The sequence below is a fragment of the Actinoplanes sp. NPDC023936 genome, from assembly GCF_040639325.1.
GTDB lineage: Bacteria > Actinomycetota > Actinomycetes > Mycobacteriales > Micromonosporaceae > Actinoplanes.
In genome coordinates this window covers 37,354-48,175 of record NZ_JBEZZR010000031.1, presented here as the reverse complement: position 1 = coordinate 48,175, position 10,822 = coordinate 37,354, and the positions used below count along the sequence as shown (strand labels likewise).

General features: G+C 69.8%; 12 protein-coding genes. 3 read left to right on the top strand and 9 right to left on the bottom strand.

Annotated features, from left to right (window positions below; all coding sequences use genetic code 11):
* Nucleotides 1-21: 21 nt before the first annotated feature.
* Complete coding sequence (locus AB0F72_RS30915; RefSeq protein ID WP_360438448.1) at nt 22-702, top strand: neocarzinostatin apoprotein domain-containing protein; 681 nt, start codon at nt 22-24, stop codon at nt 700-702.
* A 619-nt stretch (nt 703-1,321) separates the two neighbouring features.
* Here AB0F72_RS30915 and AB0F72_RS30910 read toward each other — a convergent pair.
* From AB0F72_RS30910 to AB0F72_RS30870, 9 genes are all read right to left on the bottom strand, one after another.
* Nucleotides 1,322-2,065 carry an arylmalonate decarboxylase gene (locus AB0F72_RS30910; RefSeq protein ID WP_360438445.1) on the bottom strand — a complete coding sequence of 248 codons (744 nt, stop codon included), beginning with the start codon at nt 2,063-2,065 and terminating at the stop codon, nt 1,322-1,324.
* Nucleotides 2,062-2,715: a hypothetical protein gene (locus tag AB0F72_RS30905; protein WP_360438442.1), complete on the bottom strand. Its 654-nt coding sequence runs from the start codon at nt 2,713-2,715 to the stop codon at nt 2,062-2,064. Before AB0F72_RS30905 ends, AB0F72_RS30910 begins: the two co-directional genes overlap by 4 nt.
* On the bottom strand, nt 2,715-3,473 hold the full coding sequence (locus AB0F72_RS30900; protein ID WP_360438439.1) for an SDR family oxidoreductase: 759 nt from the start codon (nt 3,471-3,473) through the stop codon (nt 2,715-2,717). Before AB0F72_RS30900 ends, AB0F72_RS30905 begins: the two co-directional genes overlap by 1 nt.
* A complete protein-coding gene (locus tag AB0F72_RS30895) occupies nt 3,470-4,393 on the bottom strand; it encodes a hypothetical protein (RefSeq protein ID WP_360438436.1) in 924 nt (307 codons plus the stop codon). Before AB0F72_RS30895 ends, AB0F72_RS30900 begins: the two co-directional genes overlap by 4 nt.
* The gene (locus AB0F72_RS30890) at nt 4,393-5,082 is read right to left on the bottom strand and encodes a hypothetical protein (RefSeq protein ID WP_360438433.1); all 690 of its coding nucleotides are present in this window, start codon (nt 5,080-5,082) and stop codon (nt 4,393-4,395) included. The genes AB0F72_RS30895 and AB0F72_RS30890 overlap by 1 nt, the downstream gene beginning before the upstream one ends.
* On the bottom strand, nt 5,079-6,278 hold the full coding sequence (locus AB0F72_RS30885) for an aromatic ring-hydroxylating dioxygenase subunit alpha (protein ID WP_360438430.1): 1,200 nt from the start codon (nt 6,276-6,278) through the stop codon (nt 5,079-5,081). Before AB0F72_RS30885 ends, AB0F72_RS30890 begins: the two co-directional genes overlap by 4 nt.
* 5 nt (nt 6,279-6,283) lie before the next feature.
* Nucleotides 6,284-7,240: a dienelactone hydrolase family protein gene (locus AB0F72_RS30880; RefSeq protein WP_360438428.1), complete on the bottom strand. Its 957-nt coding sequence runs from the start codon at nt 7,238-7,240 to the stop codon at nt 6,284-6,286.
* Complete coding sequence (locus AB0F72_RS30875) at nt 7,240-8,049, bottom strand: oxidoreductase (RefSeq protein ID WP_360438425.1); 810 nt, start codon at nt 8,047-8,049, stop codon at nt 7,240-7,242. Before AB0F72_RS30875 ends, AB0F72_RS30880 begins: the two co-directional genes overlap by 1 nt.
* 120 nt (nt 8,050-8,169) lie before the next feature.
* Entirely contained in the window at nt 8,170-9,735 is a 1,566-nt protein-coding gene (locus AB0F72_RS30870; RefSeq protein ID WP_360438422.1) for a nitrilase-related carbon-nitrogen hydrolase, read from the bottom strand.
* Nucleotides 9,736-9,839: 104 nt separating this feature from the next.
* On the opposite strand from AB0F72_RS30870, the gene AB0F72_RS30865 reads away from it, so the two are divergent.
* Entirely contained in the window at nt 9,840-10,118 is a 279-nt protein-coding gene (locus AB0F72_RS30865) for a Dabb family protein (protein ID WP_360438616.1), read from the top strand.
* A gap of 58 nt (nt 10,119-10,176) precedes the next feature.
* Nucleotides 10,177-10,821, top strand: a complete 645-nt coding sequence (locus tag AB0F72_RS30860; RefSeq protein WP_360438419.1) for a hypothetical protein — start codon at nt 10,177-10,179, stop codon at nt 10,819-10,821.
* Nucleotide 10,822: the final 1 nt, after the last annotated feature.

Below are 10,822 nucleotides of genomic sequence, written 5' to 3'. Positions count from 1 at the left end.
GTTTCTTCTGGGAGGTATGTCGTGCTTGTCAAGCGTCTCGCCGCCGCGACGGCCGCTGGGCTTCTCTGTGCCGCTGCGACGCTGTTCCTGGTGTCCGGCCCGGCAGCGGCCAAGGCGACCCTGAAAGTCTCGAAGACCACCGGGCTCAAGGACGGCGACTCGATCACCGTCAGCGGCACCGGGTTCACCAAGAATCTGACCGACCTCGCCCTCGGCCAGTGCGTCAAGAACCCGAAGGGCCCGAGCGACTGCAACCTGGCCGGCGGCGCGGTCTTCGCCAAGACCGACGGCAGCGGCAAGACCGGCACGGTGACCCTCAAGGTGGCGAAGTCGTTCAGCGGCAAGGACTGCGGAACCGGCGGCTGCGTGATCGCCGCGCAGCTGCTGCCGTCCAGCCACGACGCCGCCACGGTGACGGCCAACGCGGTGTCCGTGAAGATCACCTTCGGTGGTGGCGGTGGAGGCACGACGGCGACAACCAAGCCGGCGACGACCACCCAAACGGCGACCACCAGGCCGGCGTCCAGCACGTCGACCGCTGCCGCCGCGGCGACCACCGCTGACGACGAGGCGCTGCCGAAGACCGGCCCGGGCCTGGAGTGGGCCACCGTCGTACTGATCGGAACCGGTCTGCTGCTGCCCGGCTTCGGTCTGCTGGCGATGCTCCCGGCCCGCCGCCGCCGGATGGCCGGGTTCCGGTAGTCGTCCCTCCGGGATCCAGGGGCGGTTCAGGGGTGTGGGGCCGGCTTTGCGCGGGGCAGGTCCCACACCTCCGATCCGTTGCCGCCAGGCGATCTGCTTCCGTCCGCCGCGAACCGGCGCTTGCAGCGGGGCCGCGCGCGTTTCTCGCAGATCTGGCCGGACGCAACCTACCGGGCGATCGGCCCCAGAGACTCCGCAGCGGCGGGTGCCGGTGCGAGAGGGATGACGGCGGGACACGGCGGCCCGATCGAGGGTTGTCAGGCCGCACGATGACGTCGGGCAGCGGCAATCAGGCCGCACGCTGACGTCGGGCAGCGGCAATCAGGTCGCACGATGACGTTGCGTGCGACCTGGTCACTGCTATCGCGTGGGTGAGGACGCACGTAGCGCGATTGTGCGACCTGGTCACGCCCGCTGCCGATCACGCCTGCTGCCGATCACGCCTGCTGCCGATCATCCCTGCACCACCGCCGGCGGCTCCGCCGAGGGTTCCTGCGCTGGCTACGGCTCGGGCCCGTGAGCCGTCGTGGTGGGCACCAGTCGCCAAGATCGCGGTCGAGCCGGCTGCGGCGCGGAGAGCCGGTCAGTAGTCGCGGAGCCGGCTGCGGCGGAGAGCCGGTCAGTAGTCGCGGAGCAGGCTGCCGGCTCCGTACACCTTGTCCTTGATGCCGTTCTCGCGCAGCGCCATCCACCACGTCGCCGCGTTGATGGCGATCACCGGCTTGCCCAGCCACCGCTCGGCCTCGTCCGCGAGCCGGACCATGGAGAGGTTCGTGCCGCACTGGACGATCGCGTCGACGTCCGGCCGGTTCACGGTGAGGATCGCCGCGCGCAGATCGTCCTCTGTCACATGCGCGATCGACACCGCCGTCGGGCACTTGAGGCCCTCGATGGCGGTCACCTCGAAGCCGATCTCGCCGAAGAAGCGGACCACGTTGGCGTCACCCACCGGCTGGTACGGCGTGACCACGCCGATCTTCCGGGCGCCGTAGAGCTTCAGCGCCCGCTCGCACGCCTCCGCGCCGGTGGCCACGTCGAGGCCGGTGATCTCCTTGATCTGGGCGACGAATTCGCGGTTGCCCTCCACGCCACCCCAGAACGTCTCCGCGGACATGCCCATCACCATGTAGTCGGGTTCGCAGGTGAGCACCCGCTCGCAGGCGAAGCCGATCTCGGCGCGGATCTGGACGAGGAGGTTCTCGAAGTTCGCGTCGTCGGAGAGGTCCTGGTTGCGGATGTGGATCCGGGAGAAGTGCGCTGTCACGCCGGGCACCGTCATGGCGTAGAAGTCCGGTTCGACGATGGTGTTCGTCGACGGGGCGATGACGCCGAACTTGCGGCGCCAGCCGAGGGCGTCGGTCATGACGATTCTCCAACCGTGACGGGACTGCGATCAGAAGAGAAGGCGCGGAGGGTGAGCCAGGCGGCGATCAGCAGCGCGGCCTGGGCGGACGTGTTGATGCCCTGCTCCAGCCACTGGAAGGCGACGGTGTGGTGACTGTCCGAACCGCGCAGCGGCACCAGCCCCATGACCAGCACCAGGCCGAGGACGTAGAGGGAGACGGCCCACCACTGCTGGTAGCGGGCCGCGATGATCGCGCCGAGGACGCTGACCGCTGTCACCCCGAGCGTGGCCGCCACGAACAGCGGGTTGAGGCTCCGCGCGACGATCGAGCCCGCCGCGCAGAGGCCGAGGGCAAGAGCGAAAGGCCAGGCCTGGGTACGTCTCCCGCGCCGCACCGTGACCGCGAGCGCCCAGGCGAGCAGTGTGGCGCCGCCCGCCATCAGCGGGAACAGCGCCTGCTCGAACAGTTTCCAGTCGCCCGCGCCGGCCGCGTAGCCGAGCTTCCACACGCATTTGGCGATGCCGCCCGCGCCGATCAGCATCGCGCCCGCCAGTCCGGCCCGGCGGGCCCGCGGGGTGGGTGCGGTCCGGCTGAGCAGCGCGAATCCGGCGGTGCCGAAGATGACCGGCACGAAGTCCTCGAGCGCCAGCACGATCGGGTAATCCATCAGGAGTTCCCGAACAGGTCGCGCTTGGTGAAGGCGGCGGTCGCGAACCGGTACGCCGCCTTGCGGTTGGTCAGCCAGGCCACCCGGCCGCCGTTCCTCGTGCCGGCGAGGACCTTGCGAGCCAGCCACGGGGTGACCGTCTCGACCCGGTCGGCGAGGATGTTGAAGATCTTCTTCGCCTTCTCCAGTTCGGCCGGCTCGTAGTCGCGGGTGAGCAGGTCGGTGACGACCATGCCGGGGGAGAGGAGCCCGACCTTCACGGGCGTGCCGGCCAGTTCCTTGGCCATCGCGAGCGTGGCGTAGGTGAGGCCGCGTTTGGTCGCCCCGTACGGCATCAGGCCGGCCACGATCTGGCCGTTGGAGCCGAGCCCTTCCATGTTCCAGAGCGCGCCGTGGCCCTGCGCCAGCATCGCGTCGAGGACGACGGCGCTGGCCTGCAGCGTTCCGCGGAGGTTGACGTCCACGACGGCGTCGATCTCGGCGGGGTCGAGCCGCCAGAGTGGTTTGCGGGAGTTCGACAATCCGGCGTTGTTGATCCAGATATCGACTTTTCCGTATTTATCCACTGAGGCGTCCCACAGCTTGCGGACGTCGGCCCGATCGGTCACGTCGGCGACGATCCCCAGTGCGTCCCCGATGACGGACGAGTCCGGGATTGATCGTCCGCAATAGGCCACCTGCGCCCCTTCGGCGAGAAACGCCCGCACCAGCCCCTGACCGATGCCGCGCGTCCCACCGGTCACCACGACGACGGTCATGATTGCCACTCCAGCAGTCCGTGCAGCACCGAGTCGAGGCTGCCGCCGTCGAAGAGCTCGTAGACGACCGCCAGCCGGGTCCCCGCCGACATCCCCGGTGACGCGTCGATCGAGAACTCCCGGCCCTTGATCTTCCAGACGTCGGTGAGGTGCACGGACTGGAACGACGCCCGCCCGAAACCGATCGCGTTGCCCCACGCCTCGGGTCCCTCGAAGAACAGCCGGTTGCCGTCCCGGCGGGTCTCCACGGTGAACGAGCGGTCCAGCCCGGCGCCCGGCCAGCTGATCGTGCGACGGGTGCGCAGCAGGTCGATCGGTTCGAGGGCGATCGACGCCGAGACCGTACCCCGCAATTTTTGATCCGATCCCCACAGCTCGAGCTCGCCGGTGAAAGCGCCGGCCTCCTTGGTGGGCAGGATGTACGGGACCGGGCCGTTCCGCGTCTCCGCCTCGATCAGCGCGGAGACCCGGGACGGCGTCCGTGTGTAGACCCCGTTGAAGCACCCCACCACGGCCCAGCCCTGGTGGAGCACCGACGAGTAGACCTGGGTCTCGCCGTCCGGGAGCACCTGGTTCCAGGTGTTCAGGTCCACCTGCCAGCCCGGGCCGTAATAGTGCGAGTCCACAAAACCGCCGTAGGGCTGCCCGGTCCCGAAGAAGTCCGGGCCGGTGTAGACCCGGTTCCGATCGGAGTCGACGACGCCGAAGGAGAACGGCGCGCCGAGGCGGAACTGTCCCGCGAGCGGGCCGCCACCGATCAGACCCCCGTCCATCCGGTACGTGGTGACGCCGTCCACGAAGTCCGAGGACCGGCGGATCTCCTCGAAGCCGCACCAGGTCCCGGTGGCGTCGAAGAGCGAGGGCCGCCCGTGCCACTCGCCGGCGATCCGTTTCTGCCAGACGCTGGGTTCCTCCGGCATCAGTTGCTCACCAGCTCACGGCGTACCGATTCGCTCTGTTCCGCGCCGAGAAGGCGGACGGTCTGCTTCCAGACCGGGTCGATCTCCGGGCTGAACAGCAGGGTCCGGTGGGCGGCGTCGCGCTCGGCGGTGCCCTCGGCCTTGACGCCGCTCTCGACCAGGGCGGCCCAGTGGCCGGCGTAGGCGTCGACCGCTTCGCCGATGCCCCGGAAAGCCTCGGCGGTGGCCCGGTTCACCAGCATCCACGGCGACATGAGCGCGTATTGGCGCGGGGTCAGGTGCGCTGGCGTGAGCCCGTCCCGCCCGGAGACCTCCTGGTAGACGGGGGTCAGCGGCTCGTAGACCTGATCCAGATAGGGCAGCGACGTCGCCAGGTCGATCCGCGGGATCAGATCGAGGTGGAACGCGTAGTTCTCCCCGTTCGCCACCGAGTCCAGCGTGAAGTGCGGGACGCCGGACGACGGCGCGGTGAACGCGAAGATCATGTGGCTGTCCAGGCCGATCGGCGGGACGACCAGGCTGACGTTGACCACCTTGACGACCGGGCCCTCGCCCCGCCAGACGCGGATACGCCCGACCGGGTCCGGGCTCATCGCCGAGGTCAGCGCGCGGTCCTCGGCGAGCGTCAGCGGGAACCGGTCGAGGATCGCGGCGAGGGTGCTGTCGGAAAGGGCGCCGGGCAGGCTCACTGGGTCTCCTCGGATTCGTCCTGGCCCATCAGCCGGGCGGCGGCCACCGTCGGATGCTCGCCCCGGGCCTTGTGCACCCAGGCGCGGGCCAGCTCCGGGCTCTCCCGCCGGGCCGGCGAGGGGATCACGGTGGCCGTGCGCCTCGGCACGTCACCGGTGATGAAGTCCTCCTCGTTGAGCAGCCAGCCCTTGTCCGCGAGCTCCTGCCGGCGCCGCCGGTACTCGACAGCGATGATGTCGCTCCTGATGTGCAGCTCGGCGCCGAGGTCGAACGGCAGCAGCTCGGGCCGCACCTTGTCGACCACCGCGGCGTCCTCGTAGAAGATCCGCAGGGTCCGGTTGACCGCGTCCTTGTCGGCCCACTTGCCGGTGAAGAAGGTGCGCAGCGCGACCCATTTGACAAGGGTGTGCGTCTCGTCGATCGGGATGTTGGTGTCGTAGATGACCATGTCGCCGATCGGCAGCCGCACGTGCAGCTTGATCATGTTGGGCAGCATCCAGCCGGCCGACGTGGTGACCGGCGGGCGCTTCTTCAGGTCGTTGCCGAGCAGCCGGCCGAACTTGCCCCAGAGGCCGGACGGCTTCGGCGGGTGCAGGTCGACAGTGGCGAACGCGGACCATTCGTCCGGGTGCTCCACCTCGTAGTCCGGCACCTGCGGCATGTCCGGGTTGCCGAACCGGCCGGCGTGCACGAACGGCGCGTGCGCGATGTCGCAGCCGTTCTCCAGGATCCGCTCGTAGTTGGCGTTCCAGAGGAACTCGCCGGTCACGACCCGGAACTTGCCACCGTTCTCCACGAGGTCGTCGAACTCCGGCCAGACCGGCATCGGCGGGCGCTCCTCCTCCGGGAGATCGCCCATGAAGACCCAGACAAAACCATATTTCTCCTGTACGGGGTACGAGTCGACCCGTGCCTTCTTCGGAATCCCGCGCCCGGGCAGGTTCGCCGGGATCTTCGTGCACGCCCCGTCCGGCTCGTACTCCCAGCCGTGATACGGGCAGACGATCTTGTCATCGTTGAGCCAGCCGCCGGAGAGCGCCGCGCCCCGGTGCACGCAGAGGTCGCTCAGCGCCACCACCCGGCCCTGCCGGGGCGTGCGGTAGACGACGAGGTGCTGACCGAGGACGGTGATGCGGTCCGGCTTGGTGGTGACCTTGTCGGAGAACTCCACCGCGTACCAGAAGTTCTTGAGCATGGCAGTTACCTCCGCCGGATCCCGGCGATGTCGGGGGACTGAAGGGCCTTGTCGAGCGCGTCGCGGGAAGCGCCGCGCAGGTGGATGTCGAGGAACGCCGCGGTGACGTCGGCCAGGGCCGCCCGGGTGGCGGCCGGATCGGTGGAGTGCGGCAGGTCGAGGAAGGCCCGGGCGGCGGTCTCGTCGACCGGGTGCACGATCCCGAAGTGGTTCGCGCCGGCGAACGTGACCTGCACGGTGTCACCGCCGGCGTCGGGGAGGGCCTCGTCGAACGTCCGGCTGATCGGGTCCCGTTTGATCGAGGACTCGCCGTACCGGTCGGCGGAGCCGTTGATGACGCCGTCGTTCTCGCCGTTCATCAGCAGGACCGGGCAGTCGACCTGGGCCGGGAGCACGGTGCCGGCCGGCCAGCCGAGCATCGTGGCGACCATGGTGTGCGTGCCGTACGCGGCGACCGCTTTGACGCTCGGGAAGAAGCGGGCGCTCTGCAGGATGACGGTGCCGCCCGCCGAGTGCCCGATGAGCCCGACGTTGCCGAGGTCGAGGAGGCCGGCGACGGGTCCGGTCATCTCCGCCAGGGCCGTCAGGATCGCGGGGACCGATGGCGTCGTCGCCCGTGTGCCGTAGGCGTCGGGCCGGGCCGCCGCCAGCTCGACCCCGGGGGTGATGCCCCGCAGGCCTCCGAACAGCTCACCCACCCAGTCGTAGGTGACCGCCACATATCCGCGCGAGGCGAGCTCGGCCGCGAGCCATCGGTAGGCCTCCTGGCCCACGTTGACCCCGGAGACGATCACCGCGACCGGATAGGGCGCGCCGTCCGGGTCGGCCGGGAACACCCCGGACAGCCGCTCGGCGTCCGACCCCGTCGGTTTCGCCGGGTAGTAGACCCGGATGTGTGCCGTGTCGAAGGGTTTCTCCGCACCCGGAATCGTGGTGGCCCACCAGATCGAGCGGACTCCCATCACCGCACCCCGGGCCGCGGCAGCACCCGGTCGCCGCCCCACAGGGCCCGGACCAGCTTGTTCGTGGTCTCCTCGCCGAAGAACCGGACGCCCATCACGTTCGCCGGATCCCGTTCGGCGATGTTGCGGCGAATCGTCTCGTCGGTGGCGGCCAGCGCGGCCCGTTCCCCGGCGGGGACCGGCGTGGCCTCGTCGACCCACCGCAGCCACCGGTCGACGTGTGCGTGTGCCCGCGCTGAGACGATCTCCAGGTTGCGCTGCGAGCGCTCGAACGAGTAGCAGTACGCGGTCGGCGACAGGCTGGCCCGGATGAACCCGGCCCGGCTCACGAAGTACTCGAACTGCGGGTCCGCCCGCAGTTCCAGCCACTCCTCGTCCAGCGGCGCGTAGTAGGAATCGAAATAGGAGGCGTCCTCGACCATGTTCGTCCGGGGCACCGAGTCCAGGTAGAACCACCCGCCCGGCCAGACCAGCAGCGCGATCCCGAGGTGCGGCACCTTCACCTGCGGGCCGAGCCACGCGGTCAGGTGCAGGTTGGCGAAGCTGGCGCCGGGGTTGCCGATCCAGGAGTGGACCATCCAGTCGATCTCCGGCCCGGCGTACGCCTCCAGCGACCCGCCCGGCCCGTCGGGATAGGCGCCGTACGCCTGCAGGTCCACGGTGGACGGGTCGCGGGTGAGCTCGAACCGGGCGTCGATCTTCGCTTTCAGGTCGGCGAGGAGCTGCCGGTAATAGGTGAACGTGTCGTGCACGTCGACGACCGGCGAGCCGTCGACCATGTCCTCCACGTGCTGGATCGTCTCGGCCACTATGAGGCTCCTTCTGCGGTTATCCGGATCAGTGCGTGGGTTATCGGATCAGCGCGTCGGTCATCGGATCAGCGCGTCGGTCATCGGATCAGTGCGTCGGTTATCGGATCAGTGCGTCGGTTATCGGATCAGCGCGTCCACGAGCCGCCAGGGACGGCCGTCGACAAGGTCGGTGTTCCGCGAGACCTGGCGGTTAGCGGCCTGCGCGGGGTGGACGACGGCGTCGCCGGTGGGGGCGCCGGCGGCCACGTCGTAGCGGATCGGCGTGGAGATGCGACCGGTGAACGGCCCCTCCCACCGCGTCCAGAGCGTGAAGTCGGGCGTCATCGCGAAGATCGCGGCCGGTTGGTCGAGCGGCGTCGCGACGACGAGGTTGAGGCGGTTCTCGGCGGCGCGCTCGGGCAGCCCCAGCGACAGCTCCCACGGCTCCTGCGCCCGGTAGGGCACCGCCACCACGTCCGCGTCCAGGAGCGCGGCCAGCCGGAACGTCTCCGGGTAGAGCGCGTCGGCCCCGGCCACGATCGCGAGCCGTCCCCACTCCAGGTCGACCGGGACGATCGCGGAGCCGGTCGCGCCCGGACCGTGCAGCCGTGGCTGGCGTGCCACGATCCCGGTCTCGTCGATCAGGAGGCCGCCGGTGTCGTCGGCGGTCACCGCGTGCGCCCCGGTGCCGGCCAGCGCCGCGGCGATCGCCGCGGGCCGGCCCACGTCCGCCGGCAGGACGACGAGGCGGGCTTTCGCCGCCGCGCCGGCCAGGTGCGAAACCCGCCGGACGACCGCGACGTCCAGCGTGGGCGCCCCCGGTGGCCGTTGCCGCCCGACCGGCTCGGCGGCGATCGGGCCGTACAGCGACGGGCGGCGGCCGGCCAGGATGTCGGTGCCGTCCGGGCGGCGCTTGTCGTCGGCGAGCGACGGGTCGATGTCGGCGACCACGACGGCCTCACCGGTGCGCGGCGCCTTGGCGACCACCGTGCCGTCCGGCGCGACGATCTGGCTCTCGCCCGCGCCGTGCAGCCACTCCGGCGGCACGCCGAGGCGTTCCGCGATGGCCGGCAGCTGGTCGCGGGGCAGGAGCGGGCCGACCTTGTTGGCGGCCACCACCCACACCTTGTTCTCCGCGGCGCGCACCGGGATGTGCAGATCGGCCTCGTCCAGCGCGAAGCTGTTCAGACTGTTCAGCAGCACCTGGGCGCCGCGCAGCGCGAGTCCGCGGGTCACTTCGTTGATCACGCCTTCCATGCAGGCGTACATGCCGAGGCGGCCGAGCGGGGTGTCGAGCACCGGGCCGACCGTGGGCGCCGGCTCCAGGAAGTCGTTCTCCGCGCCCATCAGGGTCTGCTTGTCGCACGACCCGGCGACCTCACCCGACGGGTCGATCAGGAAGTTCGTGCCCCCGGTACGGCCATCGGCGTACCCATGAGTGACGTTGATCTTGATCCAGATGCCGTGCCGGCGGGCGCGGTCCGCGATGGCGGTCAGGAACTCGTCGCCCGGCCGGGTGGCGAGCTCGTGGGCCTGCGCGCGCGACGCGTACCACGACAGGTGGTTGGCGAACTCGGGCAGGACCACGAGCTGGGCTTTCTGCTCCGCGGCGGCGTCGATGACGCGCAGGCAGGCGGCCAGATTCGCAGCGATGTCCTGACCGGCTTCGATCTGGGCTGCGGCGACGCGAACAACACCGGGCATCCGGTTCCCCCTAGCGAAACGGCGTTTCCCAAAACTACACTTGGAAGCCGCATTCGCAACAGGGGTTTCTTGATGGTCAAGAGATTTGGGGGCTCGACTTGTTGGTGCACATCGTGGTGATGAGGTTCGCCGATGAGGGCGATGCTGCCAAGGCCAAGTTGCGTTTGGAAGAGCTGGCCGGTGTCGTTCCCGAGATCCGCTCGCTACGGGCAGATCTCGACGAGCTGCGGACCGAGGTCTCCTGGGACCTGCATCTGCGCACCACCCACCACGACGAGGCGGATCTGCGGGCCTATCAGGCGCACCCGGCGCATCAGGAGCTGGGCGCGTGGTTGCGCCCTCTGCTCACCGCCCGCGCCGTCGTCGACTACACCCAACCCTGAGGGGTACGGCCTGCGGATTTCCCCGAATCGCCAGGTGACGGGTGGTTACCGTGAGCGCATGACAAGGATCTCCCGCGCGTCGCGTCTGTCGCTGGCGGTGATGGTGGCCCTGGGAGTCGCCGTTCCGGCGACACCGGGTCAGGCGGTCACGGACCCCTTCGACGAGCTGCCCACCTCGGAAGAGATGAAACGGGCCCTGATCACTCCCGAGGAGATCGCGCCGGCCTACCAGCAGAGCACGCAAGGCGGAGGGCGCGACACCGTCTACCTGACCACGGCGGAGGCCTGCGCCCGGAACGCCACCAACGGGCACCTGGTCGACTACGTCATGCAGGACTTCAAGCACTACCAGGGACCGACCATCATCGAGCAGAGGGTCGCGGCGGTCGGGTCCGAGCAGGCCCTCGACATGATCGCCGCCTACGTCGGGATGGTGCGGAAATGCCCCAGCAGGAGGGTGGGCCCCGGGATGCTGACCATCTCCCGGTGGAAAGGTCCCCGGCTGGGTGACGCCTCGGTCGGCCTGCTCTACGAACGCACCGGCTCCACCGGCCAGCTCGTCGACCGGGACATCACGGTCCTTGTCGCGCACGGCGCTGTCGTCCTCACCATGCAACACCTGAACAACCAGAACAGCGGGGACGAGGCCAACTTCCGGAGCACGCTGCTCGCGGCCGCCGCCAAGCTCGACGAGATCGGATAAC